This is a genomic window from Streptomyces sp. NPDC127068, from assembly GCF_042724695.1.
Classification (GTDB): Bacteria; Actinomycetota; Actinomycetes; order Streptomycetales; family Streptomycetaceae; genus Streptomyces.
In genome coordinates, this window is record NZ_JBHXEN010000011.1 from 1 (window position 1) to 19,234 (window position 19,234).

Annotated in this window: 18 protein-coding genes; 10 read left to right on the forward strand and 8 right to left on the reverse strand. The window is 73.5% G+C overall.

Annotation, left to right across the window (positions count from 1 at the left end; genetic code table 11):
- Nucleotides 1-89: 89 nt before the first annotated feature.
- Nucleotides 90-806: an IclR family transcriptional regulator NdgR gene (ndgR, locus tag ACFWIA_RS09055; RefSeq protein ID WP_028806673.1), complete on the reverse strand. Its 717-nt coding sequence runs from the start codon at nt 804-806 to the stop codon at nt 90-92.
- 187 nt (nt 807-993) lie between these two features.
- Here ndgR and leuC point away from each other — a divergent pair, with 187 nt between their 5' ends.
- From leuC to ACFWIA_RS09075, 4 genes are all read left to right on the forward strand, one after another.
- Nucleotides 994-2,424 (forward strand): 3-isopropylmalate dehydratase large subunit, encoded by a 1,431-nt coding sequence (leuC, locus tag ACFWIA_RS09060; protein WP_387001917.1) that lies wholly within the window; start codon nt 994-996, stop codon nt 2,422-2,424.
- 5 nt (nt 2,425-2,429) lie between these two features.
- Entirely contained in the window at nt 2,430-3,023 is a 594-nt protein-coding gene (gene leuD / locus ACFWIA_RS09065) for a 3-isopropylmalate dehydratase small subunit (protein WP_387001919.1), read from the forward strand.
- 369 nt (nt 3,024-3,392) lie between these two features.
- Nucleotides 3,393-3,620 (forward strand): hypothetical protein, encoded by a 228-nt coding sequence (locus ACFWIA_RS09070; RefSeq protein ID WP_385491442.1) that lies wholly within the window; start codon nt 3,393-3,395, stop codon nt 3,618-3,620.
- A gap of 171 nt (nt 3,621-3,791) precedes the next feature.
- On the forward strand, nt 3,792-4,469 hold the full coding sequence (locus ACFWIA_RS09075) for an HU family DNA-binding protein (RefSeq protein WP_387001922.1): 678 nt from the start codon (nt 3,792-3,794) through the stop codon (nt 4,467-4,469).
- Between the two features lie 169 nt (nt 4,470-4,638).
- On the opposite strand, the gene ACFWIA_RS09080 is transcribed toward ACFWIA_RS09075, so the two are convergent.
- Both ACFWIA_RS09080 and cofC read right to left on the reverse strand, forming a co-directional pair.
- Complete coding sequence (locus ACFWIA_RS09080) at nt 4,639-4,842, reverse strand: hypothetical protein (protein WP_385491448.1); 204 nt, start codon at nt 4,840-4,842, stop codon at nt 4,639-4,641.
- 10 nt (nt 4,843-4,852) lie between these two features.
- Nucleotides 4,853-5,533: a 2-phospho-L-lactate guanylyltransferase gene (gene cofC, locus ACFWIA_RS09085; protein ID WP_387001924.1), complete on the reverse strand. Its 681-nt coding sequence runs from the start codon at nt 5,531-5,533 to the stop codon at nt 4,853-4,855.
- A gap of 209 nt (nt 5,534-5,742) precedes the next feature.
- Here cofC and ACFWIA_RS09090 point away from each other — a divergent pair, with 209 nt between their 5' ends.
- The 3 genes from ACFWIA_RS09090 to ACFWIA_RS09100 all read left to right on the forward strand — a co-directional run bounded on the left by ACFWIA_RS09090 (nt 5,743) and on the right by ACFWIA_RS09100 (nt 8,795).
- On the forward strand, nt 5,743-6,546 hold the full coding sequence (locus ACFWIA_RS09090; protein ID WP_387001925.1) for a lysophospholipid acyltransferase family protein: 804 nt from the start codon (nt 5,743-5,745) through the stop codon (nt 6,544-6,546).
- Nucleotides 6,543-7,553, forward strand: coding sequence for an NAD(P)H-dependent glycerol-3-phosphate dehydrogenase (locus ACFWIA_RS09095; protein ID WP_387001927.1), 1,011 nt, complete (start codon nt 6,543-6,545; stop codon nt 7,551-7,553). Before ACFWIA_RS09090 ends, ACFWIA_RS09095 begins: the two co-directional genes overlap by 4 nt.
- A gap of 90 nt (nt 7,554-7,643) precedes the next feature.
- Entirely contained in the window at nt 7,644-8,795 is a 1,152-nt protein-coding gene (locus tag ACFWIA_RS09100; RefSeq protein WP_387001929.1) for a D-alanine--D-alanine ligase family protein, read from the forward strand.
- Nucleotides 8,796-8,853: 58 nt separating this feature from the next.
- On the opposite strand, the gene ACFWIA_RS09105 is transcribed toward ACFWIA_RS09100, so the two are convergent.
- Nucleotides 8,854-9,342, reverse strand: a complete 489-nt coding sequence (locus ACFWIA_RS09105; RefSeq protein WP_387001930.1) for a DUF3515 domain-containing protein — start codon at nt 9,340-9,342, stop codon at nt 8,854-8,856.
- 20 nt (nt 9,343-9,362) lie between these two features.
- On the reverse strand, nt 9,363-9,596 hold the full coding sequence (locus ACFWIA_RS09110) for an Lrp/AsnC family transcriptional regulator (RefSeq protein ID WP_387001931.1): 234 nt from the start codon (nt 9,594-9,596) through the stop codon (nt 9,363-9,365).
- A gap of 263 nt (nt 9,597-9,859) precedes the next feature.
- On the opposite strand from ACFWIA_RS09110, the gene ACFWIA_RS09115 reads away from it, so the two are divergent.
- On the forward strand, nt 9,860-10,825 hold the full coding sequence (locus tag ACFWIA_RS09115) for a thiamine-phosphate kinase (protein ID WP_387001933.1): 966 nt from the start codon (nt 9,860-9,862) through the stop codon (nt 10,823-10,825).
- A gap of 37 nt (nt 10,826-10,862) precedes the next feature.
- Nucleotides 10,863-11,711 (forward strand): bifunctional hydroxymethylpyrimidine kinase/phosphomethylpyrimidine kinase, encoded by an 849-nt coding sequence (gene thiD / locus ACFWIA_RS09120; protein ID WP_387001935.1) that lies wholly within the window; start codon nt 10,863-10,865, stop codon nt 11,709-11,711.
- A gap of 82 nt (nt 11,712-11,793) precedes the next feature.
- On the opposite strand, the gene rpmB is transcribed toward thiD, so the two are convergent.
- The gene (rpmB, locus tag ACFWIA_RS09125) at nt 11,794-11,979 is read right to left on the reverse strand and encodes a 50S ribosomal protein L28 (RefSeq protein ID WP_015036441.1); all 186 of its coding nucleotides are present in this window, start codon (nt 11,977-11,979) and stop codon (nt 11,794-11,796) included.
- A gap of 269 nt (nt 11,980-12,248) precedes the next feature.
- On the opposite strand from rpmB, the gene ACFWIA_RS09130 reads away from it, so the two are divergent.
- Nucleotides 12,249-13,991 (forward strand): DAK2 domain-containing protein, encoded by a 1,743-nt coding sequence (locus ACFWIA_RS09130; protein ID WP_387001937.1) that lies wholly within the window; start codon nt 12,249-12,251, stop codon nt 13,989-13,991.
- Between the two features lie 21 nt (nt 13,992-14,012).
- Here the strand turns inward: ACFWIA_RS09130 and ACFWIA_RS09135 are convergent, their stop codons facing one another.
- Nucleotides 14,013-17,054 carry a tetratricopeptide repeat protein gene (locus ACFWIA_RS09135; RefSeq protein ID WP_387001939.1) on the reverse strand — a complete coding sequence of 1,014 codons (3,042 nt, stop codon included), beginning with the start codon at nt 17,052-17,054 and terminating at the stop codon, nt 14,013-14,015.
- Nucleotides 17,051-18,925, reverse strand: coding sequence for an HSP90 family protein (locus ACFWIA_RS09140; RefSeq protein WP_387001941.1), 1,875 nt, complete (start codon nt 18,923-18,925; stop codon nt 17,051-17,053). Before ACFWIA_RS09140 ends, ACFWIA_RS09135 begins: the two co-directional genes overlap by 4 nt.
- Nucleotides 18,926-19,234: the final 309 nt, after the last annotated feature.

The following is a 19,234-nucleotide window of genomic DNA, read 5'->3' on the forward strand; positions in this document are numbered from 1 at the left end:
GCGGCCTCCCCCCGGGGGGGGGCCTGGGGGGGGCCGGGCGGGCCCGCCCCCCCCCCCCCCCCCCGGACCCCGTGGTGCGGTCGGGCCGGTCAGCCGGTGCGGCGCAGGGCCTCCGAGAGACGGCCCGCGGCGTCGATGACGGCCTGGGCGTGCATCCGGCCCGGGTGCCGGGTCAGTCGCTCGATGGGGCCGGAGACCGAGACGGCCGCGACCACGCGGTTGGACGGTCCGCGCACCGGAGCGGAGACCGAGGCCACGCCCGGCTCGCGCTCCCCGATGGACTGGGCCCAGCCGCGGCGGCGCACGCCCGAGAGCGCGGTGGCCGTGAAGCGGGCGCCCTGGAGGCCGCGGTGCAGTCGCTCCGGCTCCTCCCAGGCCATCAGGATCTGGGCCGAGGAGCCCGCCTTCATGGTGAGCGTGGAACCCACCGGCACCGTGTCCCGCAGCCCGGACAGCCGCTCGGCGGCGGCCACGCAGATCCGCATGTCGCCCTGTCGGCGGTAGAGCTGGGCGCTCTCGCCCGTGATGTCCCGTAGGTGGGTGAGCACGGGCCCGGCCGTGGCCAGCAGGCGGTCCTCGCCCGCCGCGGCGGCCAGCTCCGCCAGCCGCGGGCCCAGGATGAATCGTCCCTGCATGTCGCGTGCCACCATCCGGTGGTGCTCCAGGGCGACCGCGAGACGATGGGCCGTGGGCCGTGCGAGCCCGGTCGCCGCGACCAGCCCGGCGAGGGTGGCCGGACCGGACTCCAGGGCGCTCAGCACGAGAGCGGCCTTGTCGAGTACGCCGACACCACTAGAGTTGTCCATGCAACGATATTCGCGTCTCACTCTGTGAAACGCAAGTTCAATTCTCCAGGGAACTTGTCACCCTGTACGTCACACGCCGCCCGCAGACCGACGGGGCCGGCGGTCGCTGTCCGGGACGAGGGGTACCGGAGACGACGCTCACACACCTAGTTGGGTCGACCAACGACGGCCGACCGGAGGGAAAGCGATGGGTAGGACACTCGCGGAAAAGGTCTGGGACGACCACGTCGTCCGGCGCGCAGAGGGCGAGCCCGACCTCCTCTTCATCGATCTGCACCTGCTGCACGAGGTGACCAGCCCGCAGGCGTTCGACGGCCTGCGGCAGAACGGCCGCCCGGTGCGCAGGCGCGACCTCACCATCGCCACCGAGGATCACAACACCCCGACCCTCGACATCGACAAGCCGATCGCGGACCCGGTCTCGCGCGTCCAGCTGGAGACGCTGCGCAAGAACTGCGCCGAGTTCGGCGTGCGGCTCCACCCGCTCGGTGACGTCGAGCAGGGCGTCGTCCACGTCGTCGGTCCGCAGCTGGGGCTGACGCAGCCCGGCATGACCGTCGTCTGCGGCGACTCGCACACCTCCACGCACGGGGCCTTCGGCGGTCTGGCGTTCGGCATCGGCACCTCCCAGGTGGAGCACGTGCTGGCCACCCAGACCCTGCCGCTGGCCCGCCCGAAGACCATGGCCATCACCGTGGACGGCGAACTGCCCGACGGCGTCACCGCGAAGGACCTGATCCTCGCGATCATCACCCGGATCGGCACCGGCGGCGGCCAGGGCTACGTCCTGGAGTACCGCGGTCCCGCCATCGAGAAGCTCTCGATGGAAGCCCGGATGACCATCTGCAACATGTCCATCGAGGCCGGTGCCCGCGCGGGCATGATCGCGCCCGACGAGACCACCTTCGCGTACCTGAAGGGCCGCCCGCACGCCCCCGAGGGCGCGGACTGGGACGCCGCCGTCGCGTACTGGAAGACCCTGCGCACCGACGACGACGCCGTCTTCGACGCCGAGGTGGTCATCGAGGCCGCCGAACTGTCGCCGTTCGTCACCTGGGGCACCAACCCGGGCCAGGGCGCCCCGTTGTCCGCGAGCGTCCCCGACCCCGCTTCGTACGAGGACGCTTCGGAGCGGCTCGCCGCCGAGAAGGCCCTGGAGTACATGGGGTTGACCGCCGGACAGCAGCTGCGGGACATCAAGGTCGACACCGTCTTCGTAGGTTCCTGCACCAACGGTCGGATCGAGGACCTGCGGGCCGCGGCCGACATCGTCCAGGGCCGCAAAGTCGCCGACGGCGTACGGATGCTGGTCGTCCCGGGCTCCGTGCGGGTCGGGCTCCAGGCCGTCGACGAGGGCCTGGACAAGGTCTTCAAGGAGGCCGGCGCGGAGTGGCGGCACGCGGGCTGTTCCATGTGTCTGGGCATGAACCCCGACCAACTCGCCCCCGGCGAGCGCTCCGCTTCCACCTCCAACCGCAACTTCGAGGGACGGCAGGGCAAGGGCGGGCGCACCCATCTGGTGTCCCCGCAGGTCGCCGCCGCCACCGCGGTCCTCGGCCATCTGGCCTCACCGGCCGACCTGGCCGGAGCCGACGTCGCCACCCCCGCAGGAGTCTGAGAGCCATGGAAGCCTTCACCACCCACACCGGCCGGGCCGTCCCGCTGCGCCGCAGCAACGCCGACACCGACCAGATCATCCCCGCCCACTGGCTGAAGAAGGTCACGCGCGACGGCTTCGAGGACGGGCTCTTCGAGGCGTGGCGCAAGGACCCCGAGTTCATCCTCAACCGCCCCGAGCGGGCGGGGGCCACCGTGCTGGTCGCGGGCCCGGACTTCGGCACCGGCTCCTCCCGCGAGCACGCCGTCTGGGCGCTCCAGAACTACGGCTTCAAAGCGGTCATCTCCTCCCGCTTCGCCGACATCTTCCGGGGCAACTCGCTCAAGAACGGCCTGCTCACGGTAGTTCTGGACCAGAAGATCGTGGACGCGCTCTGGGAGCTGACCGAGGCCGACCCCCAGGCGCCCGTGACCGTCGACCTCGAAGCGCGCGAGGTGCGCGCCGAGGGCGTCACGGCCCCCTTCGAGCTGGACGAGAACTCCCGCTGGCGGCTGCTGAACGGCCTGGACGACATCAGCATCACCCTGGCCAACGAGCCGGACATCGCCGCGTACGAGGCGCGCCGCCCCTCGTACAAGCCGCGCACGCTGACGCTCTGAACCGCCCGGCCCCGGTCCGGTCGACCCCGCGGATTCCCGCACGGGACCGGCCGGCGGGGCCCGGGGCGCCCGCTCCCCGAGTTCCCGGGGGGCCGCCCGCGCCCCCGCGAGGCCCTTCGGGGCCCGCGACCCCCTTCGAATCCCGGTGATGTACCCCCATCCGTCCCACGGTTGGGGGTACATCCGTGTGCGCTCCCGCACCCCCTCCGCCGGGCGTCCCGCCGGTCGTCAACTCACGGCAGTCCAGGGCCACAAGAGGCCGAAAGTTGCCTTGCGGATGAGACCCTGAAGGTGACGCGAAATGCCCTCCGAGCTGCATAGTTGCACCCTGGGCGGGCGACAACTCGCCCTAGATGGCACAATCGGTGCATGGATCGCGATGACCAACTCCAGCTCTACGGGGTCGTCGCGGACCAATTGAAGGAGGCGCACGCCAAGGTGCGCGCACTGCAAGTCCCGGAGGGCGTACGGATGGCGCTGACCCGGAAGCTGCTGGTCATCACGGCCGTGGCCAAGCACGATCTCGCCGATGCGGCAAGGCGTCTGGAGCGATTGAGTGTGGACCTCGACGAGGGTCGTTTCCCTGAAGAGGGCTGAGTGGCACCGGCATCGGGTCGCGATGCGGGTCGACCGAGCGGGCAGCGGTCGATTTCGTTGCGGCACAAGGGTGATTAGCCCGTTTCGTGTTTGATTTGCGGTATATATCTGCCTAACGTGCGAAAAAGTCTTGAACAGATTCGTTCGAGCAATGTTTCCGAAGGGGAAGACGTGAACAAGGCGCAGCTCGTAGAAGCCATTGCCGACAAGGTCGGTGGGCGTCAGCAGGCCGCTGACGCCGTGGACGCCGTACTCGATGCCATCGTGCGCGCGGTCGTCGCGGGCGACCGGGTCTCGGTCACCGGTTTCGGCTCGTTCGAGAAGGTCGAGCGGCCGGCCCGCTACGCCCGCAACCCGCAGACGGGGGAGCGGGTCAGGGTCAAGAAGACCTCGGTGCCCCGCTTCCGTGCGGGTCAGGGCTTCAAGGACCTGGTGAGCGGCTCGAAGAAGCTCCCCAAGGGCGGCGAGGTCTCCGTCAAGAAGGCGCCCAAGGGCAGCCTGTCCGGCGGTACCAAGACCACCGCCAAGGCCGCGACCAAGAAGGCCGCGGCCAAGAAGCCGGCAGCCCGCAAGACCACGGCCGCCGCCAAGAAGACCACGACCGCCAGGAAGACGACCGCCACGGCCAAGAAGACCACGGCCACGGCCCGCAAGACCACGGCCGCCGCCAAGAAGGCGACCGCGACGAAGAGCACGGCGGCCAAGAAGACCACGGCCGCCGCGAAGAAGACCACGACCGCGGCGAAGAAGACCGCTCCGGCGAAGAAGGCGGTCGCCAAGAAGGCACCGGCCAAGAAGTCGACCGCGCGCAAGACCACGGCCAAGAAGACCACCGCCCGCAAGCGGTAGGACGGGGCCGCAACGGTCACTCACGCGCCGGGCCGGACTCCCCCCGGGGAGTCCGGCCCGCGGGCTGTCCCGGCCCCGCCGGCGCGCGTGAGCGGGCGCTGACGCGTGTCAAGGGGGTCGGGGGCTTTCCCCCGGCCGGACGGGCCGGCGGAGGCCGTCAGGCCCGGCGCTAGAACGTCTGGAGGGTCACCAGCGTGACGCGCCGGTCGTTCCCGTCGCCGGTGACCTCGATCCGTACGCGCTGGCCCGGCCGCAGGAGGCGCAGACCCCCCGCGTCGAACGCCGGGCCGTCGAACGGGACCGGGGTCCCGTCGTCCAGGAGGACGCTGCCGCTGCGGGAGTCCGGGTCGTACGTGTAAGCGGTGGCTTGCATGGGGGAAAGCCTAACGGCGCGGCTGCCGGCAGACCGCTCGCCGGGTGCTCTCCCCGTCCGCGACGGGCGGCCGTGGCGCCGCCCGCCGGGTGTGCGGGCCGACGCCCAACGCCAGGGCGGTCCACAGGTCCCGACCGGTGTCGACGTCCTGGCGCACCGAATCGGTGTCCGGGAGCAGGATCTCCACCGCGCCCGAAGCCCGGTGCCGGGCGCGCGACGCCCCGCCGAACAGGGGGCGCAATTCCGTGCCGGGCAATGCCGTCAGCAGGGTCGTACCGATTCCCGAGGCGTCCGGCACGAATGCGCGCGGGAATTGGGCGGCCCGGTCGAGAACGCGGGTCAATTCCTCGGACCGCAATGCGGGGAGATCGGCGTTCAGCGTGGCGAGGGCGGCCCCGGGCCGGCTGTCGCGCACGGTCGCCGCTCCGTGCGCCAGCGCGGCGTTCAGCCCGCCGCCCCGGACCGCGTCCGGGACGGTCCGGGCCCCGAGGCGCGTCAGCTCCCGGTCGGCCAGCGCGTCGTCCGTGACGACCACCACATCCCGTACCGCCCGGCTGGCCAGCGCCGCGGCCACGGTGTCCTGGGCGAAGGCGAGGACCAGACCGGGACGAACCGTGTCCGATGCCGTGTCCGAGAGTCTGCTCTTGGCCTGTGCCAAGGGCTTCAGCGGGACGACCAAGGTCCACTGCACGCGCGCTCCGTCCCCACACATCGTGCCCATTGTCACCCGCGACCCACCCGTTCCGTCCGTGAGGGGGTCCCGCCCGCCCGTGTCGCCGGGGCGGAAGGCGCGCGGTCCCGGGCGTACCGTGTGCTCGACAGAGAGGCGGCTCGGAGCCACACTTGGGCGCCTGACCAGGTCCGGACCGGGGCCGGGTGAAGCTAGAGGAAGGTGTCCGCGTGTCCCGCCGAAAAGTCGGCTTCTGGTACCGCCTCGCGGCGGTCCTGTGCAAACCGCCGTTGGTGGTGCTGTTCAAGCGGGACTGGCGCGGAATGGAGAACATCCCGGCTTCGGGCGGATTCATCACGGTGGTGAACCACAATTCCCACGTGGACCCGGTCGCTTATGGTCACTTCCAGTACAACTCCGGACGGGTGCCGCGTTTCCTCGCCAAGCACAGCCTCTTCCGCAAGGGGTTCGTCGGGGCCGCCATGCGCGGTACCGGGCAGATCCCCGTCTACCGCGAGAGCACGGACGCGCTCAGTGCGTTCCGGGCCGCCATCGACGCCGTGGAGCGCGGCGAGTGCGTCGCCTTCTACCCCGAGGGCACCCTCACCCGCGATCCCGACCAGTGGCCCATGAGCGGCAAGACGGGCGCCGCCCGGGTCGCCCTGAGCACCCGCTGCCCGGTGATCCCGGTCGCGCAGTGGGGCGCGAACCTGCTGTTGCCGCCGTACGCGAAGAAGCCGCACCTGTGGCCCCGCAAGACCCATCGGGTGCTCGCCGGACCGCCCGTGGACCTCTCCCGGTTCTACGACGCGGAGCCGACGCCCGAACTGCTCAAGGAGGCCACGGAGGTCATCATGGCCGCCATCACGGCCCAGCTGGAGCAGTTGCGCGGCGAGAAGGCACCGGACACCCCCTACGACCCGCGCCGGGCGCGGGTCCAACAGCGCAGCCGGACCACCGCCGGGCGCAGCGAACCGAACGAACGGCCCGCACGGGCCGGACAGCACGAGAACGACGTGGAGGACGGCAAGTGACCAGCACCGTGAAGGCGGCCGTCTTCGGCACCGGTTCCTGGGGCACGGCCTTCGGGATGGTGCTCGCCGACGCCGGCTGCGACGTCACCCTGTGGGCCCGTCGCGGCGCACTCGTGGACGCCGTCAACTCCACCCGCACCAACCCGGACTACCTCCCCGGCGTCGAACTGCCCGCGAACCTGCGGGCCACCACCGACCCGGCCGAGGCGGCGGCGGGCGCCGACCTCACCGTCCTCGCGGTCCCCTCGCAGACCCTGCGCGGCAACCTCGCCGCCTGGCGGCCCCTGCTGGCGCCCGGCACGGTCCTGGTGTCCCTGATGAAGGGCGTCGAACTCGGCTCCGCGATGCGGATGAGCGAGGTCATCGAGGACGTGGCGGGGGTCGGCGCGGAGCGGGTCGCCGTCGTCACCGGACCCAACCTGGCGCGGGAGATCGCCGCCCGGATGCCCGCCGCCGCCGTCGTCGCCTGCGCCGACGAGGCCGTCGCCCAGCGGCTCCAGGCCGCGTGCCACACCGCGTACTTCCGCCCGTACACCAACACCGACGTGGTCGGCTGCGAACTGGGCGGCGCGGTCAAGAACGTGATCGGCCTCGCGGTCGGCATCGCCGACGGCATGGGCCTCGGGGACAACGCCAAGGGCTCCCTCATCACCCGGGGACTGGCGGAGACCACCCGACTCGGCCTCGCCATGGGCGCCGACCCGCTCACCTTCTCCGGTCTCGCCGGGCTCGGCGACCTGGTGGCCACCTGCTCCTCGCCGCTGTCCCGCAACCACACCTTCGGCACCAACCTGGGCAAGGGCATGACCCTCCAGGAGACCATCGCCGTCACCAAGCAGACCGCCGAGGGCGTCAAGTCCTGTGAGTCCGTGCTGGATCTGGCCCGCCGGCACGGCGTCGACATGCCCATCACCGAGACGGTCGTCGAGATCGTCCACGAGGGGAAGCCGCCGGTCGTCGCCCTGAAGGAACTCATGTCCCGCAGTGCCAAACCCGAACGCCGCTGACCTGCGCCCCGGCGGCCGGACGGACGCCGGGCGGAACGCGGCCCCGCGGGCGCTGACCCACGACGGGGCAGCGGGTACGCTCAGTCCGTTATGAGCAGCGAGACCTCACCCCAGAGCTTCAGGCTCCGCAAGCCGCGCGTGGCCGTCGTGTTCGGCGGTCGCAGTTCCGAGCACGGCATCTCCGTCGTCACGGCGGGCGCCGTCATGCGCGCCATCGACCGCGACAAGTACGACGTGCTGCCCATCGGCATCACCCGGGACGGGCGCTGGGCGCTCACCGCGGACGAGCCCGACCGGATGGCGATCACCGACCGCACGGTCCCGAACGTGGACCAGTTGGCCGAATCGCCCGAGGGCACCGTCGTGCTCCCGGTCGACCCGTCGAGCCGCGAGGCCGTCTACCACGAACCCGGCGCCGTGCCCAAGGCGCTCGGTGACGTGGACGTGGTCTTCCCGGTCCTGCACGGCCCGTACGGCGAGGACGGCACCCTCCAAGGGCTCCTGGAACTGTCCGGGACGCCGTACGTGGGCTCCGGCGTGCTCGCCTCGGCCGTCGGGCAGGACAAGGAGTACATGAAGCGCGTCTTCGTCTCCTTCGGGCTGCCGGTCGGGCCGTACCTGGTGGTCCGGCCCCGCGAGTGGGAGCGGGACGAACCGGGCGCCCGGCAGCGGATCGCCGCGTTCGCCGGCGAGCACGGCTGGCCGCTGTTCATCAAGCCCGCCCGCGCCGGTTCCTCGATGGGCATCACCAAGGTCGACTCCTTCGAGGGCCTGGACGAGGCGATCGAGGAGGCCCGGCGCCACGACCCCAAGTTCCTGGTCGAGTCGCTGCTGCGGGGCCGGGAGATCGAGTGCGGGGTGCTGGAGTTCGAGGACGGGCCGCGGGCCAGCCTGCCCGCCGAGATCCCGCCCGTGCAGTCCCACGACTTCTACGACTTCGAGGCGAAGTACATCGACTCCGCCGCCGGGATCGTGCCCGCCCCGCTGAGCGCCGAGGAGACCGCCGAGATCCAGCGGTTGGCCGTCGCCGCGTTCGAGGCCGTGGGCTGCGAGGGACTCGTCCGCGCGGACTTCTTCCTCACCGAGGACGGGAGCTTCGTGATCAACGAGATCAACACGATGCCCGGCTTCACGCCCATCTCCATGTACCCGCGGATGTGGGAGGCCAGCGGGGTCTCCTATCCGGAACTGGTGGACCGACTGGTGCAGGCCGCGCTGCGGCGCTCCACCGGACTGCGCTAGCGGAGCCGTCCCGACGCCCCGGGCGTCGGGACGCCCGCCACCCGGCGGGGCCGTCACCTCAGTCCGCTATGCCCTCGGGGACCTCGGCGACGACGGGCTCCGCCAGATCGGTCAGCGGGGCCAGCCCGCGGTCCTTGCGGGACCCGGGCAGGGTCACCTCGACGTACGCGCGGCGCAGCGCGGTGGTGAACCGGAACGCGCCGTCGTCCTGCGGCTCCATCAGCCAACCGACGCCGTCCACCTCGACGCTGTCGGCCTTCGGATCGTTCATCTTCGCGGGTCGGGGCACCCCGCAGCGCAGTATGATCGCCGGATCGCCCCAGGCCGCGGTCAACTCGGACGCGGGCGTCGGGTCACCCCGGTCGAGCCCGTCCACCCGTTCCGGCAGCGCCCCGTGCAGGTTCCGGCACAGCCGGTCGGCCGAGTCGGCGGGGGAAGGGACGGCCGCCGTCACCGAACCGCCCGCCGGAGAACAACCGGCGAGGGCACACAGCAGGGCGAGGGCGGACGGCCCGAACAGACGGCGCCGGCGACGGGGAGAGCTCACCGGCCAAGGGTAGACGGGGACTACAGATGGACGACCGGGCAGGTCAGGGTGCGGGTGATGCCGTCCACTTGCTGGACCTTGGCGACCACCATGCGGCCCAGTGCATCGACGGTTTCGGCCTGGGCGCGCACGATCACGTCGTACGGTCCGGTCACGTCCTCGGCCTGGATCACCCCCGGGATCTTGCTGATGGTCTCAGCGACGGTCGACGCCTTGCCGACCTCCGTCTGGATCAGGATGTACGCCTGTACCACGGAACCTCCAGGGCGGCCACGAGGATCATGTGGGGAGAAGAGACGCCACGTTATCGCGTCGCCGTGCGCCGCGGGGAGACCCGCGGACGCTGTGGCGCGCACGGGGTGCACGCGCGGTACGGGTTGACGGCCTCGCCGACCCCGCGCAACGCACCCATCACCAGCACAGCGCCGACCGTGCCGGCAGGGCCCACGACACCCGCGCGTGCGGGGGCGGCCGTCGGACCGGTCGGTCGCACCGGCGCGGAAGGGGCAGGACGAGGATGAAGGGCACCGTGGGCGAGCTGGGGGAGTTCGGGCTCATCAGGGAACTGACCGCCCGGCTCACCACCACCCCGGCGGTACGGCTGGGGCCCGGGGACGACGCCGCGGTGGTGACCGCCCCGGACCGGCGGGTCGTCGCCAGCACCGACGTCCTGCTGGAGGGCCGCCACTTCCGCCGCGACTGGTCCACCGCGTACGACGTGGGCCGCAAGGCCGCCGCCCAGAACCTCGCGGACATCGCCGCCATGGGCGCCGTGCCGACCGCGCTGCTGCTCGGCCTGGTGGTCCCCGCCGAACTGCCGGTGACCTGGCCGACCGAGCTGATGGACGGGCTGCGCGACGAGTGCCAGGTCGCGGGCGCCGCCGTGGTCGGCGGGGACGTCGTGCGCGGGGAGACGATCACCCTGTCGATCACCGCGCTCGGCGATCTGCGCAACCACGAGCCGGTGACCCGGTCCGGCGCCCAGCCCGGTGACGTGGTCGCCGTGACGGGCTGGCTGGGCTGGTCCGCCGCCGGACACGCGGTCCTCTCTCGCGGCTTCCGCTCGCCGCGCGCCTTCGTGGAGGCCCACCGGCGACCGGAGCCGCCCTACCACGCGGGTCCGGCCGCCGCCGGGCTCGGCGCGACCGCCATGACCGACGTCAGCGACGGACTGATCGCCGACCTCGGACACATCGCCGAGTCCAGCAAGGTCCGCATCGACGTCCGCTCCGGTGCGGTCGACGTGCCCTCCCAGATGAACGACATCGCGACCGCCGTCGGCGTCGACCCGCTGCTGTGGGTGCTCACCGGGGGCGAGGACCACGCGATCGTGGCGACCTTCCCGCCGGACGTGAAGCTGCCCGCACGCTGGCGGGTCATCGGCGAGGTGCTGCACCCCTCCGCGCTGCCGCAGGTCACCGTGGACGGGGCGCCCTGGACCCGGGCCAGCGGCTGGGACCACTTCGGCGACATCGAGGACTGACCCCGCGCCCCGACCGGACCGAGAACGGACGACCGCCATGACACCCCAGCCCCCGCCGTCCCCGACTCCCGTGCCGCCGCCCCGCGCCGCGCCGCCCCGGGTGCTCACCGTCGCCGGATCGGACTCGGGCGGCGGCGCCGGCATCCAGGCCGACCTGAAGACGATGCTGACCCTCGGCACCCACGGGATGAGCGTGCTGACCGCGGTCACCGCGCAGAACTCGCGCGGCGTCCAGGGCGCCTGGGAACTGCCGGTGGCAGCCGTCCGCGCCCAGTACCGCAGTGTGGTGGACGACATCGGGGTGCAGGCCGTGAAGACCGGCATGCTGGCCTCCGCGGAACTGGTGGAGACGGTCGCGGCCCTGCTCGCGGCCACCGACGCCCCGGTGGTCGTCGACCCGGTCGGGGTCTCCAAGCACGGCGACGCCCTGCTCGCGACCTCCGCGCTGGACGCCGTACGCCGGGAACTCCTGCCGACGGCGACCGTGGCCACGCCCAACCTGGACGAGGTGACCCAACTCACGGGGATCACGGTGCGCTCCGAGGACGGGATGCGCCGGGCGGCCGACGCGGTGCTCGGGTTCGGACCGCGCTGGGCGCTCATCAAGGGCGGGCACCTCGCCGGGGACGCCGTGGACCTGCTCACGGACGGCGTCGAGGAGCACTGGCTGCGCGCGCCCCGCCTCGACAACCGGCACACCCACGGCACGGGCTGCACCCTCGCCAGCGCGATCGCCGCCCGGCTCGCCCACGGGGACCCCGTGCCGGTCGCCGTGACGGCGGCCAAGGAGTACGTGACCGGGGCGATAGCCGCCGGGTTCGCCCTCGGTGCGGGCATCGGCCCGGTGGACCACGCCTGGTGCACACGGAACGTCACCCGGGACTGACCGCGCACACGGAGAAGCCGGCCCACCCGAGGGTGGACCGGCTCCTCAGCAACCAGCAAGTGGCCGCGCTAAAAGCTATACGTCAGCGCGAGACCTTGCCGGCCTTGATGCACGAGGTGCAGACGTTGAGCCGCTTCGGCGTCCGACCGACCACGGCACGCACGCGCTGGATGTTGGGGTTCCAGCGACGGGGCGTACGGCGGTGCGAGTGGGAGATGTTGTTGCCGAAGCCCGGCCCCTTGCCGCAGACGTCGCAGTTGGCAGCCACGGGTCACTCCAAAGACTTCAGATGCACTTACGGTTGAACCCGGCATGCCGGGACCAGTGCAGTGATCGGGTGGCGTTGCCAGGGGAAAGGCCCGATGTGGATCGGGCAACCGGAGCAGCATACTACGGCCGCTTCGGTAGAACGAAACTACCACGCTCCGCCCGACGACCTCCCCGCCGGCCGCTGCGGGTGCTCTTCCCACCGGGGCCGCGGTCCGGGCCGGGCGCTACGCTGCCTCGCAGTCCGGATGCCCGAAGGAAGGCCAGCAGGTGCCCCAGATCCTCGACTCCGTCACGGTGCGCGCCTGGTGCGCACGGTCCCTGGAGGCGCTGGGCAGGGCCCGCGAGGAGATCGACGCGATCAACGTCTACCCGGTGGCCGACGGCGACACCGGGACCAACCTCTACCTGACGCTGGAATCCGCCGTACAAGCCGTGGAAGCGGTGTTCGCCGGGCACGAGCCGGAGCTTCCGGCACCGTCCGAAGTGATGCGCGCGATGGCGCACGGGGCGCTCATCGGAGCGCGCGGCAATTCGGGAACGATCCTCGCCCAGCTGCTGCGCGGCATGGCCCAGGTCCTCGCCGCCGAAGCCGCCGAAGCCGCCGAAGCCGGGGAAGCCGGGGACACCGAAGACGCAGAACGGCTGCGGCGGGCGCTGCGCCGGGCCGCGGAGTCGGCGTACGAGGCGGTCGCGCACCCCGTGGAGGGCACGGTCCTGACCGTGGCGACGGCGGCGGCCGACGCGGCGGCCGACGCCGACGGCGACTGCCCGGCCGTGGTCAGGGCCGCCTACCGGGGCGCCGTGACGGCCCTGGAAGCCACCCCCGGGCAGCTGGCGGTCCTGGGGCGGGCGGGCGTCGTGGACGCCGGCGGACGGGGCCTGGTCGCCGTTCTCGGCGCCCTGGTGGAGGCACTGACGGGGGAGCGCCCGCCGACCGTCGCCGCGGGCCGTGCGCGGGCGGCCCGCGAGCCCCGGCAGCCGGCCGCCCCCGACGAGTGCGAGGAGCACCGGGACGCGGCGGCGGACGGGCCGGCGTACGAGGTGATCTACCTGCTGGAGGCCACCGACGCGGCCGTGGAGCGGCTGCGCGCCCGGCTCGACGCCCTCGGGGACTCCCTGGTGGTCGTCGGCGGCGACGGGCTGTGGAACGTGCACGTGCACGTGGACGACGCGGGCGCCGCCGTGGAGGCCGGGGTCGAGGCGGGACGCCCGCACCGCATCCGCATCACCCACTTCGGCGCCGGCGACGCGCACACCGCCCGCCCGGGCGACGACCGCGAGGCCGTCGCACCGGTACAGCGGGCGGTCGTGGCCGTCGTCCCCGGCGAGGGCCTGGCCGAGCTGTACGCCCGGGCCGGTGCCGTACCCGTGCTGGCCCGTCCCGGGGAGCCCCCGGCCAGCGGCGAACTGGTCCAGGTGATCCGCCGGGCCCACGCCCGCGAGGTGGTGCTGCTGCCGAACGACGCCGGGCTGCGGCACACCGCCGCCGCAGCCGCCGAACAGGCCCGCGCCGAAGGGGTGCGGGTCGCCCTGATCCCCACCCGGTCCGCCGTCCAGGGCATCGCGGCGCTCGCCGTCCACGAACCGGACCGCCGCTTCGACGAGGACGTGGTGGCGATGACCTCCGCCGCCGGTGCCACCCGCTACGGGGAGCTCGCCGTGGCGGAACGGCAGTCCTGGACCATGGCGGGCATCTGCCAGGCCGGTGACGTGCTCGGACTGATCGACGGCGACGTCGCGGTCATCGGGGAGACCCCTGACGACGGCGCGGCCCCGGCAGCGCCCGGCGGAACGGTCCCCGGCGACGTCCTCGCGCGCACCGCCGTCACGGTCCTGGACCGGATGCTCGCGGCGGGCGGCGAACTGGTCACCCTGGTGCTCGGCGAGGACGCGCCGGACGGCGTCGCGGACCTGCTGGAACGCCATGTGCGCGAAGCCCACCTCGCGGTCGACACGGTCGTCTACCGGGGCGGGCGGCACTCCGCGCTGCTGCTCATCGGCGTCGAGTAGCCCCGGGGCCGCCGGACCCGCTCAGTCCCGCCCGGCCAGATGCGCCAACAACTCCTCGGCGGCGGCCGTACGGGCGCTCCCGGTCTCGTCCGAGGAGCCCCGGTGGGCGAGGAGCACCGACCGGGCCCGCGCCTCGGCCCGGTCGCGGCGCCCCAGGTACGACAGCAGCCAACCGGCGTGCAGTTCCGCCGCCGTCCGGCTGTCCAGCGCCGCGGGCCCCAACGAGGCGTAGTCGTCCACCGCGCGCCCCACGTGTTCCAGCGCCTCCTCGTACGCCGCACGGACCGCGGGATCGCCCTCCGGGATGCCGTCCTGCGAGCGGACCAACAGCTCCCCGAACTGCCGCCGGGTCTGCGCCGATTCGGAGACCAACCGTTCCCGGGCCCCCTCGCCGACCTCCTCGGGAGCGGCGTTCCGGGCGGCGGCGAGGGCCCGTTCGCACTCGAACAGCGCGGCCTCCATCAACTCCCGCGCCTCGTCGAGCCCGGCCCCGGCGAGGTGCCCCGCGTCCTCGTCCACCATCAGCCACGCCCGCGAACGCAACGAACGCACCAACCCGTGCGGATTGCCGAGCGGACGCCACAGCTCGCCGGCCCGCTCGTACGCCCGGTCCGCCTCGGCCGCGAGGCCCGCGTGCCCCAGGGCCTCCGCGGCCATGTGGGCGAGCATCGCGTGGTCCCGCTGCTCGGGCCAGGTCCGGGCGGTCTCGGCGGCGAGCAGCCACTGTTCGGCGGCGTCCCGGTGGTTGCCCAACTCCCGCAGACAGTCGCCCAACCACCACCGGGTCTGCACCAGGGTGCCGTCCCCGTGGGCCTCCTCGGTCAGGTCCAGGAGCGCGGCCTCCAGGACCTCGGCGGCCTCGGCGTACCGCCCGAGCTGGAGCAGCAGTCCGCCCAGCTGGTGCCGCGCCCAGGCACCGAGGGCGGGCCCCGCACCGGACTCGTCGGACCAGTGGGCGGCCTCCAACGCGTGCTCGCACGCCCCCGGCAGGTCCCCCGACCTGGCCAGGCTCTCGGCGAGCTGGAGGTGCAGCTGCGCCTGGTGCACCGGCGGCAGCAGCGGCCCCCCGTGTGCGAGGGCGGCCCGCGCCGCCCGGTGGGCGAGGTCCAGGTCGTCCAGGTGCCGGGCGAGCGCGGCGAGCCGGGACGCCGGCTCCGCCGCGAACCAGGGGGTGCCGGCGGCGACGTACCCCTGCCAGGCACCGGTGAAGAGGTCCACCGCCGCCTCGGCGTCGCCCCGGTGCGCGGCGAGTTCACCGAGCATCGCCCGGGCGGCGGCGGCGCGTGACACCAACCGGGGGTCGTCCGGATGGCGTTCGGCCAGCTCCAGGAGGCGTTGCGCGGCGTTCCGGGCGGCCCGTTCCGCCGCCGCAGGGTCCCCGTCGGGCGGGGGCGCCGCGGTCGGGTCGGCCGCCCGCTGCTCCTCGCGCCCGACGGCGACCAACAGGGTCCGCGCCAGGTACAGCAGCATCGACGCCGCGTGCCGGGCGCCCGTCCCGGACTCCTCGTACCGGGCGACCGCCCGCCGGGTCGGCTCCGCGAGGTCCTCCGCCGACCCGTCCGGTGCGGCACCGGACGCCCGCAGCGCCCGGGTGTAGACCCCGCGCGCCCGGGCCTCCACCGCCTCGTCGGGGGCGCCGGCCGCCTCGTACAGTTCGGCCGCCCGCTCGAACAGCGCGGGGTCCCCGCCGCCCATCGCCTCGTGGTCGGCGATCTCCGCACGGTCCCGGTCGGGCAGGACGACGCCCTGCGCCCCGGCGGCCTCGGCCACCGCGGCCCAGGCGTCCTGGGCGGTCGGGTGCCGGTCCTGGGTGCGCTGGCGAGCCTCGGCCAACAGCCCGTCGAGCGTCCCGCCCCGGTCGCTGCCACCGGCGTCCGGCACCCGGGCGGTCGTCGGGTCCGGCGCGGAGCGCGGCGCGGGCACCGGGGGCAGCCGCCCGGCGCGCACCCCGAGCGGCAGCCGGGCCACCAGGGGCCGCCGGGCCATCCGCTCGCGCAACTCGTCACCGATGTGGGTGGTGCGGTTGCGCGCGTCGAACCGCGCACCGATCGCCAGGGCCTGGGCCCGGGCGTGGCCGGCGAGTTCCCGTGCCGTCCAGCCCCGCCCGGCCGGTCCGGGCACCGACTGGTCGCCGAGCCCCAGCTCGGTCAGCCGCCCCATCAGCTGGGCCACCACCCCGAGGAAGCCCAGCTGGCTCCTCGGGTGCCCGCTGTCGGTGAAGTACGCGGGACGTTCGGCCAACAACTCCAGGGCGCGCGCCTCGTTGCCGGTCAGCGTGCAGAACTCCACGTGCTGCGCGTACGCCTCGCGCATGCTCTCCGTCTCGCGCACCAGCCGCAGCCCCCGCAGGTGGTTCGCCCGGGCCTCGTCGAGGCGGCCGAGGCGCACCAACGACATCAGACTCGCCGCCAGCGAGGCGTGCGGCTCGTGGGCGCAGGTGTACTCGCCGTCCAGCACCGGCCGCCACAGCTCCAGGGCCTGGGCGTCCTGACGCCGGTACGCCTTGAACCACGCCTGGTCGTGGAGTTCGCAGGCGTGACAGTCGCTCATCCGGTCCCGGTCGGCCGCCCGCCAGGCGCGGTGGGCGCGTTCGGCCCGCTCCAGGTCGCCGATGTGCAGGGCGACGCTGTGCTCGCCGGCCCGCACCGCCCGCTCCGAGAACCCCGCCACCCGGTAGCGGTGCTCCATCTCGCCCAGCCACTGCTCGATCGAGTCGAGCGGCACGTGCGGTTGGTCGAGCATGCCCGAGGACATCCACTTGAACGCCCAGTGCAGGGAGTGGGTCTCGTACGCGTCGAAGTCCTCGGGGCGCTCGTCCCACATGCGCAGCAGCCGCGCGAAGGGCACGAACATCCGGTCCTTCTCGGAGCTGTAGCAGTACACCTGCAACTGGTGCCCCAGGGCCTCGATCACCGCGAGCGGCAGGCCCAGCTTCTCCGCCTCCACGAGCAGCGCCTCCGCGCGCGCGTTGCGGGCGGGGCCCTCCGGTCGGGCGTCGTTCTCGGCGATCGCGGCCCGCAGCGCGGCCAGGTCCATCGCGGGGGCGGTGTCGGGGTCGGTCATGACGTCTGCTCCCCGTGCTCGGTGTGGGTGGCCCACTCCAGCAGGCCGAGGAACGCCCGGTTCAGCAGCGCGGAGTCGCCGGGCCGCAGCGGGCGCTGCGCCATCAGCAGGGCCTGCCCGTACAGCGACTCGGTCGCGGTGCCGATCAGGTCCGGATCGCGCAGGGCGCTGATCCGGCGGATCAACGCGTTGCGGTGGTTGAGCACCAGCCGCGCCCGGGGTGCGCTGCCGCGCAGCGAGCCCAGGATGCCCGCCCACAGGTCGTCGGCCTGCTCCTCGGCGTCGGCGCGGGCCTGTTCGTGGCGGGCCCGCCGGTCGTCGAGGTGCAGCGCGGGCACGGACACCGGGTGGAAGGCGCGCAGCGCCACGTCGCAGCCCAGCGGGTCGAGCCGGGCGCGCGCCGCGGCCAGGAAGGCGCCGAGCGCCAGCTCCTCGGCGGGGTCGACGGTGTCGAGGTGCGCGGTCACCGTCTCCCCGTCGAGTTCCGCCACCGAGGTGTCCGGGCGGACCGAGGGCAGCGCCTCCACCAGTTCCGTGTCGTACGTGTAGCCGCCGTTGACGACGCCGATGCCCTGGGCCGACGCGATGGGCGCGACCTGGCGGAACTCCTCCACCGTGCGGGTGAAGTGGACCACCGGGTGGCGCCGGGCGAACTCCTCCAGCGACAGCCGTCCGTCGGTGGTCTCGAAGGGCAGCCACGGCAGCATCGTGCGGAGCATGTCCCGGTCATGCCGGGCCAGCGACTTGACGCCCAGGTGGTGCACCGAGACGAAGGCCGACAGCCGGTCCGGGTCGCCCGCCGCGAGTTCGGACAGCCAACTGCGGATGCGTTCGCCGAGCGCCTCCCGGACCGCGGCCAGCGTCTCGTCCTCGTACAGCGCCTCGCGCGACGCGGTGGGCCGCAGGCTGTCCGTGTCGAGGACGCAGCGCACGAAGAACGCCCAGTCCGGCAGCAGCTGTTCGGCCCGGTCGGTCAGCAGCATGCCCTTGAGGTGCACCCGGTGGCCGGCGCGCTGGGCGGGGCTCACCGCCTGCGGCAGCACGTACGCGACGCCCCGGATGCCGGCGAGCGGCACGTCCAGGTCGATGGCGTCCAGCGGACTGAACCCGAACGTCTCGTGACAGTGCCGGGCCAGCGCCACGCGTCGTGCGCCCGGGCTCGGGTGGCGTCGCTCCCACGGCGCCGGCAGGTCCGTCACGGGGCGGTCCCCGACCCGGACGTCGTAGGGGAGCAGCGAACCGAAGTCCCGCGCCAGGGTGAGGACCCGCTCCTCGTCGAGCCACTCCTGCGAGCCGGCGCGCGCCTGGAGGTACACCGTGGTGCCCGGTTCGGCGCGCGCGTCGTCCGGCAGGGCGCGCACGGTGTACGAGCCGTCGTCGCGCGCCGTCCACTCCACGGGGGGCGCCTCCGGGTGGCGCGCCGAACGGCTCACCACCCGGATGCGTTCGGCGACCACGAAACAGGCGAGCAGGCCGATCCCGAACTGTCCGAGGAACTCCGAGCGCGCCGATTCGAGCCCCGTCACCGCGTCCGCCGGGACCGAGGGGTCCACCGGGACCGGGGAGCCGGGACGGCCGGACCGCTTGGAGCTGCGGCCGATGGTGGCCAGCAGGGAGTGGACGTCCGACTCGGTCAGCCCGATCCCGGAGTCCTCGATGCGCAGGGCCCTGCCGCGGCCGGTCCCGCCCTCCTCGACGGCCAGCCGCACCAGGGCCGGTGCGTCGGGTTGTTCGGCGCGGCGTGCGGTGATGGCGTCGACCGCGTTCTGGAGCAGTTCGCGCAGGTAGACCTTGGGGCTGGAGTAGAGGTGGTGGGAGAGGAGGTCCACCAGGCCCCGCAGGTCCACCTGGAAGGTGTGGGGGGCCTGCACCGGCGGTGGCGCCCCGCCCGTGTCGCCCGGTTCCGGTGCGCGGTCCTCCGGACCCGTCGGGGTCGCGGCTGCCGGCACGGGTGGAAAGGGCTCGGGAGAGGGCTGCGCGATCGGAAGCGCGTCGGTGTCCTGGGGCCCGTGAGGCGTCTGAGGTGTTTGGGAGTCCATCGTCGCTGCGCCGGTGGGGGGACGGACGACGGCGCGGGTCGGGCGGTCCCGGCGAGCGGTGACCGCGGCAGGCAAGGGACAGACCATCCTAGGCCCCGAACGAACCGGCTGACCAGCGGATTTCCCGGACGAATGGGGCCG

Coding starts and splice junctions, on each gene's coding strand:
- ndgR (WP_028806673.1), bottom strand. CDS start 806: ATGGACAACTCTAGTGGTGTCGGCGTACTCGACAAGGCCGCTCTCGTG.
- leuC (WP_387001917.1), top strand. CDS start 994: ATGGGTAGGACACTCGCGGAAAAGGTCTGGGACGACCACGTCGTCCGG.
- leuD (WP_387001919.1), top strand. CDS start 2,430: ATGGAAGCCTTCACCACCCACACCGGCCGGGCCGTCCCGCTGCGCCGC.
- ACFWIA_RS09070 (WP_385491442.1), top strand. CDS start 3,393: ATGGATCGCGATGACCAACTCCAGCTCTACGGGGTCGTCGCGGACCAA.
- ACFWIA_RS09080 (WP_385491448.1), bottom strand. CDS start 4,842: ATGCAAGCCACCGCTTACACGTACGACCCGGACTCCCGCAGCGGCAGC.
- ACFWIA_RS09100 (WP_387001929.1), top strand. CDS start 7,644: ATGAGCAGCGAGACCTCACCCCAGAGCTTCAGGCTCCGCAAGCCGCGC.
- ACFWIA_RS09115 (WP_387001933.1), top strand. CDS start 9,860: ATGAAGGGCACCGTGGGCGAGCTGGGGGAGTTCGGGCTCATCAGGGAA.
- thiD (WP_387001935.1), top strand. CDS start 10,863: ATGACACCCCAGCCCCCGCCGTCCCCGACTCCCGTGCCGCCGCCCCGC.
- ACFWIA_RS09135 (WP_387001939.1), bottom strand. CDS start 17,054: ATGACCGACCCCGACACCGCCCCCGCGATGGACCTGGCCGCGCTGCGG.